This window comes from Rhodopirellula islandica (assembly GCF_001027925.1).
Classification (GTDB): Bacteria; Planctomycetota; Planctomycetia; order Pirellulales; family Pirellulaceae; genus Rhodopirellula; species Rhodopirellula islandica.
On sequence record NZ_LECT01000044.1, the window covers coordinates 77,233 to 95,990 of the forward strand.

General features: G+C 55.1%; 17 protein-coding genes and 20 tRNA genes. 28 read left to right on the forward strand and 9 right to left on the reverse strand.

Features of this window, described 5'->3' with window-relative positions; translation table 11 throughout:
* Positions 1-241 precede the first annotated feature (241 nt).
* From RISK_RS21475 to RISK_RS31830, 5 genes are all read left to right on the forward strand, one after another.
* Positions 242-541, forward strand: a complete 300-nt coding sequence (locus RISK_RS21475) for a DUF1580 domain-containing protein (protein ID WP_236696546.1) — start codon at positions 242-244, stop codon at positions 539-541.
* A gap of 218 nt (positions 542-759) precedes the next feature.
* A complete protein-coding gene (locus tag RISK_RS21480; RefSeq protein ID WP_150122669.1) occupies positions 760-1,920 on the forward strand; it encodes a hypothetical protein in 1,161 nt (386 codons plus the stop codon).
* Positions 1,920-2,816, forward strand: a complete 897-nt coding sequence (locus tag RISK_RS21485; RefSeq protein WP_047816387.1) for a hypothetical protein — start codon at positions 1,920-1,922, stop codon at positions 2,814-2,816. The genes RISK_RS21480 and RISK_RS21485 overlap by 1 nt, the downstream gene beginning before the upstream one ends.
* 439 nt (positions 2,817-3,255) lie before the next feature.
* Entirely contained in the window at positions 3,256-4,173 is a 918-nt protein-coding gene (locus RISK_RS21490) for a hypothetical protein (RefSeq protein WP_150122670.1), read from the forward strand.
* A 537-nt stretch (positions 4,174-4,710) separates the two neighbouring features.
* Complete coding sequence (locus RISK_RS31830) at positions 4,711-4,962, forward strand: hypothetical protein (RefSeq protein WP_150122671.1); 252 nt, start codon at positions 4,711-4,713, stop codon at positions 4,960-4,962.
* Positions 4,963-5,100: 138 nt separating this feature from the next.
* On the opposite strand, the gene RISK_RS21500 is transcribed toward RISK_RS31830, so the two are convergent.
* The 7 genes from RISK_RS21500 to RISK_RS21530 all read right to left on the reverse strand — a co-directional run bounded on the left by RISK_RS21500 (position 5,101) and on the right by RISK_RS21530 (position 10,338).
* The gene (locus RISK_RS21500; RefSeq protein WP_047816390.1) at positions 5,101-5,388 is read right to left on the reverse strand and encodes a hypothetical protein; all 288 of its coding nucleotides are present in this window, start codon (positions 5,386-5,388) and stop codon (positions 5,101-5,103) included.
* Entirely contained in the window at positions 5,388-6,356 is a 969-nt protein-coding gene (locus tag RISK_RS21505) for a hypothetical protein (protein WP_236696547.1), read from the reverse strand. Before RISK_RS21505 ends, RISK_RS21500 begins: the two co-directional genes overlap by 1 nt.
* 112 nt (positions 6,357-6,468) lie before the next feature.
* Positions 6,469-6,783: a membrane or secreted protein gene (locus tag RISK_RS28410; RefSeq protein ID WP_150122672.1), complete on the reverse strand. Its 315-nt coding sequence runs from the start codon at positions 6,781-6,783 to the stop codon at positions 6,469-6,471.
* 348 nt (positions 6,784-7,131) lie between these two features.
* Positions 7,132-8,598 carry an AAA family ATPase gene (locus tag RISK_RS21515; protein ID WP_047816391.1) on the reverse strand — a complete coding sequence of 489 codons (1,467 nt, stop codon included), beginning with the start codon at positions 8,596-8,598 and terminating at the stop codon, positions 7,132-7,134.
* A 56-nt stretch (positions 8,599-8,654) separates the two neighbouring features.
* On the reverse strand, positions 8,655-8,849 hold the full coding sequence (locus RISK_RS21520) for a DUF2997 domain-containing protein (RefSeq protein WP_047816392.1): 195 nt from the start codon (positions 8,847-8,849) through the stop codon (positions 8,655-8,657).
* Between the two features lie 3 nt (positions 8,850-8,852).
* Positions 8,853-9,215, reverse strand: a complete 363-nt coding sequence (locus RISK_RS21525; RefSeq protein WP_047816393.1) for a hypothetical protein — start codon at positions 9,213-9,215, stop codon at positions 8,853-8,855.
* A gap of 400 nt (positions 9,216-9,615) precedes the next feature.
* The gene (locus tag RISK_RS21530) at positions 9,616-10,338 is read right to left on the reverse strand and encodes a hypothetical protein (RefSeq protein ID WP_150122673.1); all 723 of its coding nucleotides are present in this window, start codon (positions 10,336-10,338) and stop codon (positions 9,616-9,618) included.
* Positions 10,339-10,891: 553 nt separating this feature from the next.
* Here RISK_RS21530 and RISK_RS31835 point away from each other — a divergent pair.
* The 21 genes from RISK_RS31835 to RISK_RS21605 all read left to right on the forward strand — a co-directional run bounded on the left by RISK_RS31835 (position 10,892) and on the right by RISK_RS21605 (position 15,297).
* Positions 10,892-10,985: transfer RNA gene (locus RISK_RS31835), tRNA-Phe, on the forward strand.
* Between the two features lie 325 nt (positions 10,986-11,310).
* A tRNA-Ile gene (locus tag RISK_RS21535) sits at positions 11,311-11,383 on the forward strand.
* Between the two features lie 20 nt (positions 11,384-11,403).
* Positions 11,404-11,474: transfer RNA gene (locus RISK_RS21540), tRNA-Thr, on the forward strand.
* Positions 11,475-11,526: 52 nt separating this feature from the next.
* Positions 11,527-11,597 (forward strand) — tRNA-Gly (locus RISK_RS21545).
* An 8-nt stretch (positions 11,598-11,605) separates the two neighbouring features.
* A tRNA-Asn gene (locus RISK_RS21550) sits at positions 11,606-11,677 on the forward strand.
* A gap of 85 nt (positions 11,678-11,762) precedes the next feature.
* Positions 11,763-11,834 (forward strand) — tRNA-Gly (locus RISK_RS21555).
* A 108-nt stretch (positions 11,835-11,942) separates the two neighbouring features.
* Positions 11,943-12,033, forward strand: a tRNA-OTHER gene (locus RISK_RS31840).
* Between the two features lie 83 nt (positions 12,034-12,116).
* A tRNA-His gene (locus tag RISK_RS31845) sits at positions 12,117-12,192 on the forward strand.
* A 15-nt stretch (positions 12,193-12,207) separates the two neighbouring features.
* A tRNA-Asp gene (locus RISK_RS31850) sits at positions 12,208-12,280 on the forward strand.
* Positions 12,281-12,387: 107 nt separating this feature from the next.
* A tRNA-Glu gene (locus tag RISK_RS21560) sits at positions 12,388-12,462 on the forward strand.
* A 439-nt stretch (positions 12,463-12,901) separates the two neighbouring features.
* Positions 12,902-12,972, forward strand: a tRNA-Trp gene (locus RISK_RS21565).
* 20 nt (positions 12,973-12,992) lie between these two features.
* Positions 12,993-13,064, forward strand: a tRNA-Val gene (locus RISK_RS21570).
* Positions 13,065-13,114: 50 nt separating this feature from the next.
* Positions 13,115-13,384 carry a hypothetical protein gene (locus RISK_RS21575; RefSeq protein WP_236696548.1) on the forward strand — a complete coding sequence of 90 codons (270 nt, stop codon included), beginning with the start codon at positions 13,115-13,117 and terminating at the stop codon, positions 13,382-13,384.
* 81 nt (positions 13,385-13,465) lie between these two features.
* Positions 13,466-13,536, forward strand: a tRNA-Ala gene (locus RISK_RS21580).
* Between the two features lie 13 nt (positions 13,537-13,549).
* Positions 13,550-13,621 (forward strand) — tRNA-Leu (locus RISK_RS21585).
* Between the two features lie 12 nt (positions 13,622-13,633).
* Positions 13,634-13,707, forward strand: a tRNA-Leu gene (locus RISK_RS21590).
* A gap of 15 nt (positions 13,708-13,722) precedes the next feature.
* Positions 13,723-13,820, forward strand: a tRNA-OTHER gene (locus RISK_RS31855).
* A gap of 170 nt (positions 13,821-13,990) precedes the next feature.
* Positions 13,991-14,063, forward strand: a tRNA-Val gene (locus RISK_RS21595).
* Positions 14,064-14,247: 184 nt separating this feature from the next.
* Positions 14,248-14,333 (forward strand) — tRNA-Ser (locus RISK_RS31860).
* Between the two features lie 14 nt (positions 14,334-14,347).
* Positions 14,348-14,419: transfer RNA gene (locus RISK_RS21600), tRNA-Arg, on the forward strand.
* Positions 14,420-14,490: 71 nt separating this feature from the next.
* Positions 14,491-15,297, forward strand: a complete 807-nt coding sequence (locus RISK_RS21605) for a hypothetical protein (protein WP_047816395.1) — start codon at positions 14,491-14,493, stop codon at positions 15,295-15,297.
* Between the two features lie 267 nt (positions 15,298-15,564).
* Here the strand turns inward: RISK_RS21605 and RISK_RS21610 are convergent, their stop codons facing one another.
* The gene (locus RISK_RS21610) at positions 15,565-15,912 is read right to left on the reverse strand and encodes a four helix bundle protein (RefSeq protein WP_047816396.1); all 348 of its coding nucleotides are present in this window, start codon (positions 15,910-15,912) and stop codon (positions 15,565-15,567) included.
* A 205-nt stretch (positions 15,913-16,117) separates the two neighbouring features.
* Between RISK_RS21610 and RISK_RS31865 the strand changes: the two genes are divergently transcribed.
* Both RISK_RS31865 and RISK_RS21620 read left to right on the forward strand, forming a co-directional pair.
* Positions 16,118-16,188 (forward strand) — tRNA-Cys (locus RISK_RS31865).
* 557 nt (positions 16,189-16,745) lie between these two features.
* Complete coding sequence (locus RISK_RS21620) at positions 16,746-18,380, forward strand: vWA domain-containing protein (RefSeq protein WP_047816397.1); 1,635 nt, start codon at positions 16,746-16,748, stop codon at positions 18,378-18,380.
* Here RISK_RS21620 and RISK_RS21625 read toward each other — a convergent pair.
* Positions 18,358-18,714: a four helix bundle protein gene (locus RISK_RS21625; RefSeq protein WP_047816398.1), complete on the reverse strand. Its 357-nt coding sequence runs from the start codon at positions 18,712-18,714 to the stop codon at positions 18,358-18,360. The two genes, RISK_RS21620 and RISK_RS21625, sit on opposite strands and share 23 nt — an antisense overlap.
* Between the last annotated feature and the right edge of the window lie 44 nt (positions 18,715-18,758).

Below are 18,758 nucleotides of genomic sequence, written 5' to 3' on the forward strand. Positions count from 1 at the left end.
CGAGAACTGAGTCGCCGGCAATTACAGAAGTGCCGAACGGCCATGTCCGTCGCACGACTGTTGCTGAGCGAGGCGTACAGGATTCGTTTTCAAAGAAGCTGAAGAATTGTGCATGACGTCTGATTGCTACGCCCAAGTGACTACGCAGAACCCTCTGCTATAGAGCATCGGGCTCGCCAAGGACGGTGTGAACGGAAATGAAATTGTCTTTTCAAAAAACGTACCTTGAGTCATCTGTTGCATGCGTTTTGATGTGACCTTCTGTTTCTTTCATTCACCGGAGGTCACTATGCCACATGGCAACAAGAACAAGGCATTTAAATCGCAAGCTGCCAACCCCATGAAACTCCTCACCGAGGAGCTCATCCAGTTCAAGGAAGTGCCGCCGCTGCTCCAGGACCGAGTTCATGTCTCCACGGTCTGGCGCTGGGCCACGCGAGGGTTAAAGAACTGCAAGCTGGAAACCGTGAGTATCGGCGGCAAAAGAGTCACCAGCGTTCAGGCAGTCAACCGTTTTCTGGAAAAGACATCGAGTCGCTGAGGAAGCTGTTTGGATCATGCAGAGATGCATTGGCCGCATTGAGGGTCCCGCACTCTCGTGCCTGCCCAGTGATGCGGAAACATGTGCGACGTCCGTCGCTGGTCGTTTGATCGGAAAACAGGATTTGCAGCCGATCCCAGCCTACAAGCGAAAGTCCGTCGCCAATCACCTGTACTTATACCGTCTAGAGTTAATAAAAGAATAAAGGGAGAGTTGCTTTGCCCATCGCACAGAGAGGAAGAGCGAGTAGTGTGCTACCGCAGCGACACGGGGAATACGTCACAATTCAAATCGCCGACAGAATCTATCGCCTCCGAACACACCAGAAATATCTGGTTGAAAGGAATCAACAACTCGTTGATGAGTTCAAGAAAGGTACCGGGGATGCGGAGTTGATCGCGAAGACAATGGTCTGTGGGACGATTATCGGCGGGAAAAACGTGCGCCAAGTCCACGAGCGACTCAACTATTGCCGTGTAAACAAGCATTGCAAGGCATGCCGCGCTGCAAGGTTCAGCGACTGTGCACGCAAAATCATCGATCGACTGCCTGGGGAAAAGAATGCTTGTTGTATCCCCTGCGTCATTCCGTTTCCTCAACATCATGACTACCACGAGACGTTGGACACCGCCCGTGCGGCTCTCGGTCTTGTCAAGCCAATTGCGAACATGTTCTGCAGATGGAATCAGTCCGCCCAGCACGGCCGCCCAGACAGAATCCTGGAGTACGCCATAGGTCTACACCTTCGTTTCGTGGAGTCCCAGCAACAACTCTGGCCGCACGTCCACGTCCTACTGATTGCGGAGAACGGCTTGCAACTTGAAAGCAAGAATGGGCGAAGTTTGAAGGAGAGTATGGACAAGTGTTTGCGGGTCGCAACGCCCGAGATGGCCCCAATTCCGTTTCGGTTCGGCGAATTTGACCGCTTTTTCGTTGATAGTGCGGGGGATGTTCGGTCTCTTCAGTACGGACGGCGCATTACGAGGAAGGACCTTGAGCGAAGGATGAAATACGCAATGAGCATGGAGGAGGTAGGCGAAGAAACCGAGGGAAATTGTGCCGGCGGGTACTCGATCATCGCGGATACCATGCGGCACAAGATGCTTGCCGACCTTGGATACCCTACGACCTTCACACACTCCCGAACGAAAAAGAACGATTCGGCGAAGGTGCCTTCTCCGACCTCGCAACCGTGCGATTTTGATCCACTTCCCTTGAAAAAAGACTCTGTGCTGCAATTTGATGTACTGACGCACGAATTCCGACCCATCAAAGCTGAAGACTACTGCCAAGCAAAGAATCAAGCGATTCGGAGTATCAGGAACGATCTCCTCGAGATCCGGCAAGAATACCGCGACAATCGAAAAGGAGGCGTTTGATGACAGTGCTCTACAGCCACCCGCTTTCTTGCCATGCGACACCCCGCAATTGGAAAGGAGTGGATCCACACAGCCAACTGGTCGAAACCGCCGACAACATTGCTGCATCGATGCAGTCCCCTTTCGACCTTGACTTGCGATCCAACGCTATCCGCAGCGTTTCTGAAATGACTTGGAATCTAGCTCACGACAACACCAAACGGCTTTGTGTCTGGGCGACTTCGGCAGCATTCGAAGGCACTATCACCAACACCATTTCGAACGTCCGTTGGCTCGCAGAGTTGCTGAAAGACCGTGGGGTGAGACAGCATCAGTTCGTGTCGGATGCCGTTCATTTCTTGGGCTACAATTTGATCTGCCTTCCCCTTTCACTCGATAAACGGTCCGTTGTGCTCGACGAAGTCAGCGGAGAGGGGATACAGTTCGAGCATCTTTTGCAATTGCCGGGGGTATGCCGTCGCGACATGACGCCTTGGCCCTATTTCTACAAGTACTTTCGATGTCACGATCTGTACTACGGCTACTTCGACGAACGACGCAATTGCGAGAAGCAACAGCCTATGGTGACTCATTTCCTCGAAACTTTCTTTGAACGTCTGGGCGACAACTACGCTCGCTGCAAAGTTTGCTTGGACGCAGTCCTCAGGCTGGGACTCACTCCTAGGCAATTGACGCTTCGGACGAACCCGGCCAATCGCAAGGGCTATCTGTTGGGTGAACGGGACCGACATGAAATCGAACGAGATCCGCCTAGTGTCTGTGATGCGGACCTCCCAAGTTGTGCTGAGGAGGCATTTGGTTCCAACAGCCTGGTGATTGCTGTGCAGACCGCAACCGGGAGAATCCCTTACGCATCACCGAACGGATCTGTGAAGAAGTGCTCGTCCGGGGACTGAGCCCCGGCAGAAAGAGGTTGGGCGAGGAACTGGCCGTTTGCTTGACGGTCTTTCTTGGCTTTGCGTTGGACGGCAGCTTGCGGACGCGCTGACTGCCGTCCCCACCCTTTTTTAGATGGCGACGACTGCAGACTCTGGCTTCCTCTTCGCCTTCGCCCAGACGCCCGCTCTCACAAAGTTTGCAAATGTCCGCAGGTGCGGACACTCAGGGGATCAACGCTTTCTGTCACCTGATCTGTCAGGGCATCGGATCCACTGGAATTGGGTCTCGGCGTTGATCGGTGCCCTGACGCATTGAGGAAATGCAATGACACGCAAGGAACAAGCTCGACGCAACCGCTATGAACAACCGTCGATTCCCACACTGCTCTTGCACTACCAATCGTTCTTTCGTCGGATCCACCCGAACTGCTCTGAAGTTCGGCCTTTGAAAAGTGACTTGTTCAATCAACTGGTCCGGTCTATCAGGAAGCACGGGTTGAAGCGTCCGGTTTTGATTGACGAAGGCATGAGCTTGCTGGATGGACGTGCTCGCTTGGGTGCATTGCTGGTCCTCGGTATCGAACCAGAGCCCAGCATGTTTCGTGTCACAAAGCGCTCGCCAACAGTGGTCACGGAAAGGAACCTCGAACGACGGAAGCGAATTCGCGAAGCACAGCGAAGGAAGAAGCATAGTGAAGCGGAGAAGGTACAACCGGCCGCCCAGGCCGCCACGGCGGATTCGAATTCAGTTCACACAGATTCACCGTCGAGAAAGAAGCCGGGTTCCAACCGTGCGTCTTCGAAACAGAAACGCCGCAAAAAGGTCCGCAGGTCCGCTTTGTTGCCCCCCCGACTCGAGAACGCTGAAGAGACGCGGCGGAGTGTGTCGGCTGTTGGGGAAGCTTGGAACGAGACTGGAAAAGAGAGTCAACTCGCAGGAACTCGTTTGACTAACGAGGAGGTCGATCTGTTCAGAAAGCTTCTGGTGTTCCAGTTGAATGAAGAACAAACCAATGATGACTCCAGCACCCCCTACGTTCGTTTGCTACTCTGGGACTACCTGGAGGCTTGCCGACGTAATCCGAGAGCCCACCGCTCTGGATACGAATATCAGCCCAGCATCCGCCGGCTCGCAATGTACTGCCAGTGCGATGAAAAGACGCTCCGCAATCTTGAGCTGCGTCCAAATCAGAGAGTCGATCTCGAGATTGTTTCGATCATCTTGCTATTGTCAGCACACCTGATGCCTGGCTCGGAAGATCACCGACACACCCTAATGGCTGATCGCATCATCGTTGCGGACCAGTGGTTGCACGAGCCAGAGGATACTCGTGGGCTTCTCTCAGCTCGGCTAGCAAGAATTAGGCCGCGTTAGCAAAAGTCCGCAGAAAACGTGCTCGGACGCGGCAGGCGAAGGGGGTAAAATCAGACTCAATAATACCCCTGAAAATGCCCCTCGTTTGGGCTCCGGTGCGGATGGACGCTCCAGCATAGGGGTGGAAATCCTGGATTCCCGGGGGGAAAGTGGAGGGGCGGTCCGCACCCTGACAGCACGGTCAGCAGGTGTTGTCTGCCGCAATTCACGTGGTTTTCGAGATAGATGTCCCGATATGAAAAAGTCCGCGGGGGATAAAATCGGCTGTTTGAACCTCAAGTGGGAAAATCACGGTTTCCAACGCTTGGGTTTCCTCCTCGTGGCATAACCTGCTTGATTCGGACTCACTCCGCGTTCGATTGTCGGTTCGTCCGCAACGGAGAGCGGCCATTTCACAAATGGTCCGGTAGCTAAAAAAAGAGCGTCAATCCAAATCGGATTGACGCTCGTTACTGTCTCGGCGCAGCCCTCACCGATGCTCCAGCTGAAGCTTGAGTTTTTCGATGAGTTCGCTGGCCTGTCGAATCGAAAGCCGAGATGGTGAATCAACACCAAAGTCCGCTTGAACCTGAGTTCCCAAGCGGACGTTTGCTTTCGATGCGATCGCATGAATTGCTCGAAGCTGTGCGTCCGTTGCCTTTCTCTGATGGGAAGGCGACGTTCGATTTGGCAACGGTTCGCGAGTACCGCAACTCGCGTTTCTGCCTGGCTCAGGCTCTGGAAGCAGCAACGGATCATTGCCTCTTTGCAAATTCAGCTGCCTTGAGATTTCTCGCTGACAAAGCGTGAAAGAGTTTCGAATGCGTTCAGTCAGCCTGGCTGAGTCGGGCCTGTCTGTCAGGTCGACTTCGATCTGGCAAGTTGCTCCCAAACTTCCGAAGTTTGGCTGCCCAATCTTTTGAGTCAGGCCAACAACAATGCGTGTCGTCATTGCAGGTTCCTGTGGTTGGAATGAGAATTCTGGGGATGGAGTAACCAATGGCAATGCAGCCATTCGATCTCGGCCTCAATCGCGTCCGAGCGGATCGCGAAGGGACCGAGCACAGGGCCGCCGACCGGTGAGAGGTCCGCGGTCCACTGGCCATTCTTCGTGGGTTCGACGTGGGAGCCTCGTTCAATATGAACGTGCCCTAACTGCTGCAAATCCAACGACTCGTCGTAGATCATTCGCAGCTCACCTTGTCGCCCCACGACGATCTCGGTGGAAGCTCGCATCAGCGTGATCGTCTCAGGATGCTTCGGCGTGGACGCTCGGTCATCCAGCCCTCCAGTGACGCTTCCACTCGCGACAGCTCATTGGCAACGCGTTGACGCATTTCCGACTGTTCTCGCAACTGCTGAGGCATCACGCCGCCGACGATGCGACGAGCATCCGCCACCAGGCGGTCCAGTTGGTTATCCGATCGAATGTTCAATCGCTGGAAACGGTCCAGAAACTCCGTCAGGTTGGTCACTGCGGTGTCACGGAACACTTTGGGGGAACCCTCGCCGTCGCCACGAAGTCTTTCGCCGAGATGAGTGACCAGCTGTTCGAGTTCATCGGCGAACGCTTGCTCGGCAAGCTTCACTGCTTCATCGAAACGACGCTGCACCCTGCTGCATTCGCTGTAGTACAACTGCGGGCTGACCTGCAGCAGATACTCCGGTGGATTGCAGCTGGGGTAATCCCACTCAATCCCAAACAGACGATGCAGGTTCACCTCGTAGTCAGCTGGATCGAACAGATCGCCCAACCGCTCGCGAGCTTGATCGATCAGTTCGTCGAAGTGCAGCTCCAGTTGCTCGACCGCTTCATTCAGTTCGGCTCGCACCGAAGTCATGAACACGTCGAACGTGGGCACATCGACTCGCTTGATCAACCGCATGCCAGGTTCGGTGTAAGGCAACGTGTTGGCCTTCCAGTGATCAGCGGCCTGCTTGCGGACAGCGGTCGCAGCACGGAACGCCGGGTGACTGGTGTCCAATAGCTTCTTCGAGGCGGAGACCGATTTGGAATCGGCATCGAACGTTCCGGCCGCTTGCCGGGTTTGATCGCTGCTCAGCGTCTTGCGGACGCTAGGCCAATGGATCCTCAACCGCACGGCCGTGGTCTCGGCTTGCAAGCGTTCGCTGACGCTGGCCATGGGGTTGGTGGTCGAGACTGGCTGGGAATCAACTGGTTGGGTTTGCATCGAAATTGACATGAGGTCTTCCTCTTCAAGTGTGGATGAAATGAAACGAAAACACCCCACCGACCAAATGGCCGATGGGGTGTCGAAAGTTCAGAAATGCTCCAGTTTGGACGGACGCACTGGATCAGGAGATGCCAGGTGCAGCTTGCTCGCTGCGTGGCGATCGATTGGGATCCTCGATCTTTGCCCTGGTCGCCTCCGGTGGAGAAAAAGCTTCGTCAAGCAATGCTTCGCAGACAGCTTGGCTTCCGATTGGTTCAGGTCGTGGCCAAAGCAGAAATAGGATAACGACCAATGGAAGGACACATGCCAGCAACAACGAGGAGGCTTCAAGTGCAGATGCCAGCAGTGTGTGTTTACGTTCCCGTTCATCCCATTCGCGGCGATCAGCCTCCAGTTGGTCGCGTTGTCGTCCGACTTCCGCGCGTTCAGTCTGCATCTCCTGTTGCAGTTTCAACCATTGGGCATCAGTCAAATCACGACCAGACGGCCCGCATCCAACGAACGCATTAAACAGACTCATCACCAGGGGAAGCGTTATCCAAAAACGTATCTGGCTTCGAGGGCGTCGCATGCTGATGATCCCGGTGTGAGAAAAGAAAAAACAGGGCTTGCAAACTGCCGAGTTGCTGCCGAAGGCGGAGCACAAGCAAACATGCTATAGCGAGGGCAAGTGACAGCAGTAAGCAAACAATCAAGATTGGAAACATCGAGAGATTCCTTTTTGGCTGAGGGAATTGAATTCAATCAACTCTCGCCGGGGATCGGTCCCCGGCCTCGTGGAGAGTCAGTTGACCGAAGGTGCAGTCCGCACTCGACGGCCTTGGGCTGAATGGTTGGTGGCTGTCTGGAACAACCCCGAATGGTCCGATGACAAACACCTTCCGTTGGCCCACTGACGCAGTCGCTCCACAGAATCAGAAGACGTCGTCGCCACGGGAACCACGTTTTTGGCTGCTTCCATCAAAGAGACGTCCAGCAACGCAGCGAGCCGGCAACAAGACTTGATCTCGGCACCCGTCCACTGATCGTCCACGGGAATCGTTTCGTCGTCAGCGATTCCGAAGTGCGTTCGATGCAGTCGCCAGATCTCGTCCTTCTGAGTCCTCCCGGGGAGATCCAAGAAGAACACACCGTCAAACCGTTCGGCTCGGCTGAATTCGGGCGGCAGGCGCTTCACGTCGTTGGCTGTGCAAACGACGAAAACATCGGACTCGTGGTCATTCAGCCAAGTCAGAAACGTCCCCATCATTCGGGACGACACACCGCTGTCATTCGCTGATCCAGTCGCTCCAGAGAATGCCTTTTCGACTTCGTCGATCATCAACACGCAGGGGGCCATGGCATCGACGGTTCGGAGTGCCTGGCGAGTCCGTTCTTCGGACTGGCCGACAAGCGAGCCCATCAAGCTGCCAACATCCAGGGTCAGCACCGGTCGTCCGACTTCGGTGCCGAGACACTTGCAAAACTCCGACTTGCCGCAGCCTGGTGGAGACAGCAGCATCACGCCGCGAGCGCGAGCCCGCCCCTCGGAATCAGAACGCATCAGTGCTCGACGAGTGAACGCTTTGAGCGACGAGAGTCCGCCAAGCGAATCGAAGCCGTTGCCGCCTCGGTGAAGCGTCAGCAGCCCAGAGCTTTTGAGTGTCTGCGTCTTGATCTCCCAGATCGCGTCGGGTTCCAAACGCTGATGACGCACCAGAGAAAGCGAAAACGCGTTCTCAGCTTCGAGTCGTGTCAGCCCGGAAGCGGCATCCAAGACAGCGGACATCTGGTCATCCGCAGGACGTTCGGCCTCATCGACCGCCACACCGCGTGCGATGTCGTGGAGCTGGCGACGGCACGGCCTCGAATGCTCGACAACCATGAAAAGTGTCGCCAGTTCCACCGGCAAGTCGACGACGGGCGACAGGATTACCAGCAAGTTGCGAGTCATCTTACCAGCCACCACCGCATGATGGACCGCTTGCACGATCTCAGCGGACTGGAGGAACCGATGGAAGTTCCGCAGGATCAAGACATGCGTCCCCTCCTGTTCGTTGCTTTGAAACGCGTGAATCGCCCCCAGCGGATCGTCACCATCAGGGATGGAAGGGCTCATCCCGCGATCAACGTCCCAGATTGACATTCGCCATTCCTCTGCATCGCAGAGACGTGCCAGTTCCGAGATTGCATCTTCGTGTTCGTGCGAGTGGATGTAGGTGCCGCTGAAACAAGCGTCAACGAGTTCTCGCATCCGTGTTGTGAGTGACATGAGCGTCGCTCCTGATTGAAGGGTTGAGTGGATACAAAAAGAAGGCCCTATCAGCGTCAGTGCTGCCGGGCTTGTGTGTTGAGGTTGGATTCGTGGCTTTGGTGGAACTCCGATTTCATACGCTCGCTTTGCCGAGAACCCAAGGCATGTTCCAAAAACTCACTGGCTTGGCGACAGGAACTGCCGGAGAAGCCATTCGTCTCGACTTTCGTCGTTCCATCTGGACTGACAACCACTTGAATGATCTTCATCGCTCAAGCTCCCACGTTGACGGATAGCTGGATGTTTCCGCCCTCAAGCGAACGCTCGGTGACGGAGTAGCCCTTGCGTCGAGCCACCAGCTTGGTCTTCTCGACGGCGTAAGCCTGCAAGAACGGATCGAGCTCTTTCTGGTTGCCCCAGTGCCCCTGATAGTTGTCGAATTTCGACTCGCCCGTCGTCAGGTCAAAGACGACCGGGTATCGCCACTTGGCAAGCTGAACTGCCAGACCCGAGACGGTCTGGCTGAACAGCTTCACCTCTCCTTCGACGGGATCGTCCAATCCCAGTCGATCGCAAGCCTTCCGGACCGCTGCCGCGTCCCGGACCTGCGTCGCAATCTGAACCACGTGAGACATGCGTCAATCTCCCTGCGTACAAAAGTGCTGGTGGCAACGCTGCCACCTTCACCTCTATGTAGCGCAAATGGTCTGCAAATTTAGTGCATGGTGTAATGTTGCAGTGATGTCCTGTCATTGAACGCCAGGGATGCCGTTTTGGGCGCCCAGCTAGGACTGCCATTTCACTGAATTTTGAGCATTTTGCCCTCCGTCAGAGCACTGAAAAAGATTTACACGGAGTCGAGGGGCGTTTGGGTGCGGAAAAGACGGGGAAAAGGGTCGGTTTGTGTGTGTTTTTTGTGCTCTTCCGTATACACGGGTATAAGTGTTGTGTGTTTGGTAGGTTTGGCTGCGCCGATTCCGGCCCTCTTCCGCCCGGGACTGGCCCCCGGCTTCAAGCATCCGTAATCCGTTGGTCCTAGGAAGGATCAAGTCGTCGTTTCACCTCGCTCTGGATTTCGCGAATCCGTTTGGACGCTTCACCTGCGGACTTAGTCAATGCCTTGAGATCCTCAATCGCGAGTTCGCATTGTTCAGCCGCTTTGTCTAAATCACGGGCTTTGATACGAACAGCATCAGACGAACGTGCTTTAGCGGCAAATTCAGTTAGCAAATCGGTGAGGGATGATGTGTTTTGGACCACCTGGGTGATCATCTGTGTCGGTCGAATCTGTTTTTGAGTGTCCGGTCGATCGGACTGCTCGGCGTTCCACGCGGTGATGGCCCTGCTGAACTCCGCGCTCGACCACCCTTCACGAACCGACTTTTTGAGTAGCATGCGACGAGCAGAATTGAGTTCCCGAGTTTTGGAGTGCTTTAATTTTCCCAGCTTCAGAACGTGGGTCCATGAGAACCCCGCTGATATGGGACCAGAGCGTCTCCGCTTTTGAGAATTTTGTGGCGTCGCGGCCAATGTGTTCCTTGCGAGTTGCAAGATGTACCGACGAAGCTCAGTAGACAAGCTTCCAAGCGCGAGTAGACTCGCCGCAGTTGAGTGGTCGCCAATTGCAAATCGCAAGTCGGCAATCACTTCTTTCTGTGTTGCCGACGAAGCTGGTTGGCTTTCAACAAGAGCAAAAGAGTCAGACGCAATGTCGAGCGCGTTCTCAATTTTTTTTACCGGCGATGGTTCTTTCAGCATTGCTTTCCATCTGGAAGCGCGTTCGCTCACTTTCAGGGGCATATCTCAAGTGGTGGTTTGGGGCTTGAAAAACGGGAACACCGGATCCACCGCATGCAGTTCGTCACGCTTCGGATGCTGAGTGGATCTGGCCGTGTCAACAGATTTTGCTGGATGGCGGGTTCCGGTTCCACGGGGTCTTGCTTCCAGCAAACGGATGTGGCATGGCGGGACACTGCAAGAATCATCCTTTTTTTGCGCGAACCCTCGTGACGCCAATGCGTCTATCTCTCCGAACACACAAGTCACATCCATCGACGAGCGAGTAAAGAGCTTTCTGATGTCAACGAATATCCATTCCAGTCGACTCGAACAGAAACACGAAGGCAGTCTTTTCGCCTCGCTGGCAGTCCATTGCGAGCCGTCGAATAGCAATGCCCCGGCGTATCCACGTCTGATGTGACACTCGCTTTCATAAGCGAACGACTTCTTCACGAAGGCTCGGTGTCACGCAGGCATCGAGCCTTCTTTCGTGTCCGCATCGAACGGGCAACCCCAACAACGAACCCAATTTGGGCTGGTAGCTGAGACGCCGGGCTTGCCCTATTGGCTAACGCGGGCGGCGGTCTGAAGAACCGCAGACGAGGATTCGAGCGCCTCCCGGCCCACTGGAAATAGCTCTTAGCCGCTAGCGATTAGCGGTTAGCAAGAACAGGAAATCGAAAGGCTAGTCGCTAAAAGCTAACCGCTACTCTTGGTAGTCGAGGGCTGGTTGTCCAGGCCTTGCTGATAACGAGGTTGTGCCGAGTTCGATCCTCGGGGCTACCACTCAGGAAGTTTGAAGAGAGAAGGGTGAAGAGTGAAATGGTTGTGCCGCTGTGTGCTTTCAAACTTCACCCTTCACATTTCAAACTTCCGCTGGCGTCCTTATAAGGCGACGGTCGCGGGTTCAATTCCCGCCACGCCGACTGAAACGAAACAACGACGACACATGGGATTGTGGCAGACGAGGTAATCCATCGGACTCATAACCCGAGCGATGTGAGTTCGATTCTCACCGATCCCACTTGAGACATTTTGAAACAAGCACTGATGGTCTAACGGCAAGACTCCTCCGTCGTAACGAGGTGATGCGGGTTCGATTCCGGCTCGGTGCTCTTGAACGCTTCGGCGTATTGATCTTTGACAGTTTGGTAGTGATGCATTTTTGCGCCCATGATGTAGCGGTAGCCTGCTGCCTTGCCATGGCGGAAGTGTGGGTTCGACTCCCACTGGGCGCTTTGCAGAATCCGGTGTGGCCCAATGGTAAGGCGGCTCCCTGTTAAGGAGACGAGTGATGGTTCGAGTCCATCCGCCGGAGCTTCGCGAAGTTTGAAGGGTGAAGCGAGAAGTGTGAGATAGCTCGCTTCGTTTCACACCTCGCCCTTCAAACTTCCGCATATTCAGTGTCCTTGGCCGAGCGGCAAAGGTTCCGGACTTCCAATCCGGCTAGGTGGGTTCGACTCCCGCAGGACACTCTTTCATCGTTGAAAACTCTCTCCGGCGCGTCGTCGCGACGTGAGCCTTTGAAGCTCGCAGATCGGGTTCAATTCCCGGACGGAGTGCTGATTTATTGAAGACCAAACGCCGGAGTAGCAGTTGCTGGTCGCTGCACCTGACTCTGGAAGTGTTTTCCGCCGAGGGGGTCGTTCATTGGTTCGATTCCAGTCTCCGGTGCTGATGTTTTCGGGTATAGCTTGGAGTAAGCGGTGTGGTTTGGGACCACGCATGGACAGTGTGCGACTCACTGATACCCGACTGTGGCCAGATCTGGTGTTGGTTTCCAGAGACTCACTGTGAATGAGTTTGTCGCCGGTTCAATTCCGGTTGGTCACCCTCGTGAACATTTCCGGTGGCAATTTCCTCTGGGAAGGAAGCTTGATTGTCTATCAAGTCGCTGCGGGTTCGACTCCCGTTGCCATCGCTTTTAGTTCGCCGCATTCGACTACTGGCTAGGTCGGCTGTCTTTCTAACAGCAGGAGGGAGATCGAAACTCCCATGCGGTACTCGTTTCAACCGAAGCAACGAAACGGCGTGGTAGATTCTGTTGGCAGAATCGTCTGGTTTTCATCCAGGAGTCCGCGGGTTCGATTCCCGCTCACGTCACTTGGCTAGCTTTTGGCTGTTAGCCAATTAGCGATTAGCTTTCTGCCACCGGGTTTTGCCAAGCAGGCACGCAGGAATGATTGGGTTTCACCTTGTGAGCCGTTTGGGCGTTAGCCCCGGTTTTGCGTGGGAACCGTGGCTAACGCCAAACGGCTCACATACACGATGACACCTGCGTATCTGCTTAACGACTAACCCGCTAAATGCTAACACGCTATTCCTGGAAGTCACCCGGCCGGATGAGGACACTGTCTTGAAAACAGCTGCGGCGAAACCGTCGATGTGTTCGAGTGCAGATCCCACTCTGGGGCTTCCGCATGTTTCGCAAAATCTTGGGAGCGTTTCCACACGGGAGACTGTAAATCTTCTGCCTTTAATTGTGTGGTAGTTGGCGAGAGGTGCGATTCCTTGCGTTCCCACTTGTTTTAAAAAGCTTCACACGTCTCTGGTGTAACGGTAGCACTGCTGATTCCAAACCAGTTAGTCAGGGTTCAAATCCTTGGGGACGTGCTCTCCGGATCGACAAACACAGTCCTGTGGTCCAACGGCGACGACACCTGTTTTACACACAGGAAACGATGGTTCGATTCCATCCGGGACTACTGCCGGCGTCACGGTGACGCTGGCCCGCAAACAACCAAGGAGAACGACGATGTCCAGAAATGTGAAGTACGTGCAATGTGCGATGAGACGCAGCATCGCCGGCGGATCCGTGCGAACGACATCGTACATCCCGCGAGAGTTTGCCAAGGTCGGCCGAGTGCTGAGACTTCGGGACGACAACGTTGGTTGGGTCGACGGCTGGGTAGTCGAATTCGTCGGCGATGTGATCATCGAAGGCGATCAGATCCCTGACTCGCACAAGGCGATCAAGAACCACCGCAAGTCGACTGGCGACAGTGCTCCGCGACTGCATGCGTAGCACGGAAGGAAGCTTGAAGAGTGAAACTCCCGAGGCGAACCATTTTCGCTATCCACTCATCACTCTTCTTGCTTCATTCATGGGGCGCTCGTCCAACGGGAAGACGTCTGTTTTGCACGCAGAAAATCGGGGTTCGATTCCCCGGTGCTCCACTCATTCGCAAACGCTGAGGTAGGCCAACGGCGAGCCGCTTGTCTTAGGAACAAGTGCTTGCGGGTTCGACTCCCGCCCTCAGTACTGACTCAACATGCTGTGGTACGCAAACCGGCAAAGCGGCGAATTTCAAACGTTCGTGTTTGAGGGTTCGACTCCCTCCCGCAGTACTTCGATCTACACATAGTCAAGTGGTGGAATTGGTAGACACGCAGGCACCGGACTGTCGTGCACCGCATTCTGAAAACGGGGCGGCATGCGAGTTCAACTCTCGCCTTGGCTACTTTCACTCTTGCAGGTGAAACAACGATGCGGGTGAGCCAGGCTCATCCGGGCCTCATAAGCCTGGACCGTCGGGTGCGACCCCCGAACCCGCTACTGAAATAGCTTTTAGCGACTAGCAATTAGCTGTTGGCTCAGGAGGAAAAGCTAACAGCTAATCGCTTCCTCAACGATCGCGTGGTCCAGCGGCGAAGACGCCTGCGTGACAAGCAGGAGACCGATGGTTCGATTCCATCCGTGATCACTGAAACGACAAGGTCTGTAAGTGTTGCGGCAGCACGCGTCTGTGGTATGGACGAAGACCGGGTTCAATTCCCGGACGGACCTCTGAGTGAAATGGGCTGGCATGTTCCAAGGAGGCGACTGACTTTTGCAAAGTCGGTGGAAGGATTCGATTCCCTTCCGGTCCACTCTCAGTTTTGATTTACGGAAGGCAGCCGGATACGGTTTGCCGGGCCGCACTGCTAACGCGTGCCACCTTCGGGTGATGAGGGTTCGACTCCCTCGCCTTCCGCTTGTTTGCAAAACGGCTCGATGGTGAAACGGACATCCTCTCTGCCTTCTAACCAGAAGTTCCGGGTTCGACTCCTGGTCGAGCTGCTGCCGATATTCGCAGTCACGTTGGCTGCCGGCATCCATTCGCTTGTTTGACGCTTTTGAAAGGCAACGTCATGAGCATGCATCAGATTGAGCGTCAATTCACACGGATTGGTGCTCGAGCAAACGTTCATCCGCCGATCGCTCGGCGTTGGGGAACGACTCCTGAAGTCTCAATCGACATCGGTAACGACGCCGAGGGCGAGTTCTTCGATATCGCGATTCAGCCACCACAGTTGGCCGAGACGCAAGTGATCGACGTCCAGCCTTCATTACGGCACCTGTTGCTGATGTCGCAACAAGACGACGGAAAGCACAAGTTCTTGTGCGGTCACGACGAGCGACACTGGTTCGTCGCAGCTGTTCCTGAACGGGCAGCCGTTTCATCTGTGAAGACAGCTTTCGACGCGCTCAAGCCGGTTGCGGTACGAGCACTCGAGAACCGTCTCGGCGTGAAGCCGCGAAAGCGGAATCGTCGACGCAATGAAGCGTTCATCCGTCAGGGCGAGTGGTTCTTCGTGCCGGTTCCGAATGACTCGTTCATCAACGAGCGTCTTGTCCTGCGAAACGAGCCGATCGCGCGTGGTGGCGGAAAGCCCCACATGTGCGAGGAAGTCGTGCGGCAAGGAGGCGAGTTGGTTTACGTCAGCAACCGTTACCCAACCGGTGTGACCGAGATCCAGCGTCGACAAATGATTAGCCGTCGCCCTGAACTTCGTCACCTGCACTGGGTCGCTCAACGTAGAAACCCAAGCGTGTTCGTTCGCGGACGAGTTCGCCATCCGGATCACAAGACGATCTTGCTGGATGGCTGGCACCAAGTCCTGATGAACACTGAAAACGAGTCGATTGCAATGCGACATGTTGCATTCATCGACTGAAGTTCGGTCCCGCACTTCGGTGCAGGGCCATTTTCCAAGCCGACGCGGCTCGATGCAGAAAGGCACCGCTCTTGGTCGTGTTTCTTTCATGGCTCGCTCATGCTGGTGCGAACCCAGTCGTCGGCTCTTGTGACTATGAATAAGGAAAACTATCAAATGACTCGCGGGTGTGCCGGATAGCATGACAGTCTTCGAAGCTGTCGGACCAGGTTCAATTCCTGGCGAGAACACTGAAGAAGTGTGAAACGCGAAGTTTGAAGTGTGAAATTAAGAGCGGGACTTCTTGATGATCGCTGTGAGAATGGCAATCAGCTCATTTGCCTCGTCCGTCAACGGCGAGAGGCGGTCGGCCGAGACAAGTTCGGTTGACGCGAGAAGTCGCAGCCAATAGTGCGTTTCGCGAGCTTCCTTGCATGCGATCGAATACTTGCTGACGAAGTCAGCTTTGCTTTGGCTCGCTTGTCCTTCTTCGACATTTGCGCCGATTGACGTCCCAGAACGCAACAACTGGTTTGCGAGCGTGGCGGATACGCGTCCGTTTTGTTCTAGCACCAAACAGAGTCTCACAACACGCTCGGCAAACGCGAACGTTCGGTCAGGTAGATCGCTCTTCATTGGCGCAGTGTACCGCAATCATTTTCACCCTTCACCCTTCACCCTTCACCCTTCACCCTTCACCCTTCACCCTTCACCCTTCACCCTTCACCCTTCACCCTTCACTCTTCACTCTTCCAACTTCCAACTTCCAACTTCCAACTTCCAACTTCCAACTTCCAACTTCCAACTTCCAACTTCCAACTTCCAACTTCCAACTTCCAAAGACGCTGGAGCCAGATGGCCAGGCAACCGGCTGCAACCCGGTCGAAGTGGGTTCGACTCCCACCAGCGTTTCTGATTCGAGGACTAGCACGTCATTACAGCTAGCTCATTTGGTTAGAGCATCAGATCCTTAATCTGAGTGTAACGGGTTCGAGTCCCGTGCTTGAAACATGACTGGCAACCTACCTTGGATCAGTCTTGAGTCGCGAGACTTGAGTCTTGAGTTTCTTCACTCACGACTCACAACTCGAGACTCACGACTCCGTGCCGGGGACTCTCTCGTCAATTCAGTGCGTGTTACCAACGCGAGGGTTTGAGAAACCTTTACCAAAGGCATTGACCAGAACCTTACCCCGGCACTTTTGCATCACAACCAAATTGCAAGGGAACACTGAACACATTGCATCGGGAACTAGCGCGTCGATACAGAGCCATCAAAATGGCTGTACGCGAAAGCGCTTGAGGGTTCGAATCCCTCCTCCTGCGCTTTCAACGGCCTCCGTGGTCGTTGCACACACGCGGGAGTGGTGGAATTGGCAGACACACAGTTGTAAGCGTCCCGCACCTTGCCCCGATGTTGTGTTTTCAATTCGTCTTGTTTTTGAACTGAACACGAAGGAGCTACACGAATGGATCTGATCAAGACTGCAAGCCTGCCATTGCGGCCGACTGATGCGTTGTCCGATTCGCAGCGTGAATTGCTGCCGCTTTCATTCGGTTCCTTCCTTGACTCGGTCGCAACGGCTACCGGTCGCGGCACGTTCTACAACTCACGTGAAGAACAAGCCGCAGCCGTCGAAGCAGCCCACCGTGACCTGTTCGATATCGACCGTGACGTTTACACCGCAGCTCTGATGCTGCCGGGCGTGACGGACTACAGTCGACAGATCGGTGTGCGTCGATTGCTGCAAACGACTCGCGACGGCGGAATCCTGCCGGCCGAGTTCGAAGCAGCGGCAATGACTCACCTGGTCCGTGGCCTGCCAACGCAGCGGATGCTGAAGTTGTTCGGAATGCTACGTCGTGACCGCGTCAACAACGCGCGAACGCGTCGATTGATCCTGAGCGAAATCCTCGGTGCTGACGGTCTGGAGTTCTGGGCGGTCAAGTACCGTGTAAAGCTGCGGGTTGCGCTGACGCACGCGTGGGGACGCCGAACGGCGAGCATCCTGCGAAGCGTGTTGGCAAAGTCGACGGAAGATCGTTCAGACAAGGAATCACAGATCGTCCGTCAGAACGTGACGCGTTTTACAAGTGGGATAGGCATCCTGCCTGTCGAGTCGCAATCCTCAGGCTGGAAGCCTAAGCCACAGTCTGTCGCTCGAGTCGAGCAATGCGTTCGTTTCGTCCTCGGTGATGAAGATGGCGTGACACTGAATCGTTTGGCGGCGTACCGTGACGCGAAGTCCGACTTCGATCGCGGAGCAGTCCTGCCACCGGAAACGATGGAAGGTCTGCGAAGCCGATATCACAGGGATCGTACCAACGCCGAAGTACTCGAACTGACGAAGTCTCAGCTGACGACCGGTCAAAAGATCGCCGTCCAGCGCAAGGCGGAACAGTCGGGCGTGGAGGTCGAGTTCGATCCAGCGAAGTACGACGCAGTTCGACTGTACGTTTACGCGTTCGAGATGGGCATGACCGATGAAATTCGTCAGACCCTTCGCGACAAGGCGGAAGCAGCCGCCGCACGACTGCCAGTGGCGTTCGAGCGAGTGGGTGTGCTGATTGACTCATCGCAATCGATGATCGGTCATGACACGCAGGCTCGTCGTCCTATCGCCACGGCACTTGCGCTACGCGACTTGTTGTCAGCGACTGCAGATGATGCGGTTGCGATTACTTCGGATGGCCGACCATGCGAAAGCTACGAATTGGCCGAACCTTCGGGCGACACGTCGCTGGCGGCAGGATTGGTTCAGTTGCTGAAGTCCGATCCGGATGTCGTATTCGTTCTGTCGGACGGTTACGAAAACGCGCCGGCCGGACGCTTCGGCGAAACGGTCGCGGCCGTACGACGAATCGGAATTCAAACACCGATTCACCAATTTACGCCGGTCTTCGCGGCCGAATCACAAGGCGTTCGCACGCTGAGCGATTCCGTGGTTGCGATGCCGGTCAGCAAGCCTGAGGCAATCGGACTTGGATTGCTGAAGGCGTTGATCGAGTCCGACGTCGACCGTGGCGTTGCGGCGTTGTTCAGAGTCGTGAGTCTTGAGTCGCGAGACTCGAGGATGACGCTTACGACTTCCTCAGTGACTTGATCAATCCCGCGAGAACGCGAGCGGCTTCGTCGGCAACACCGGCGAGCCGCTTGCTTTCATCGGGATCTGTGTAGCCGAGTCGATCCGCGATGGTCAGTTGATACTCCGCCTCGCGAAGTGATCCGAATGCCATGTCAAGAAAACGAACGAAATCTGCTTGTGATTGCCTTGCGCATCCTTCGACGATGTTCGATGCGACTGACACCGAGGCTCTTCGAACTTGCGATGTCAGACCGAACATTTCGTCTTTCGGAAATGTCTTGGTCACGCGATAGACAGCCAAAACAAGTTCATCTGCAAGCTCAAAGGCACGAAGCTTCCGGTGATCTCTCATTTGGGATAGTCCTGAGTCGTGAGTCGTGAGTAATGCCCAATACC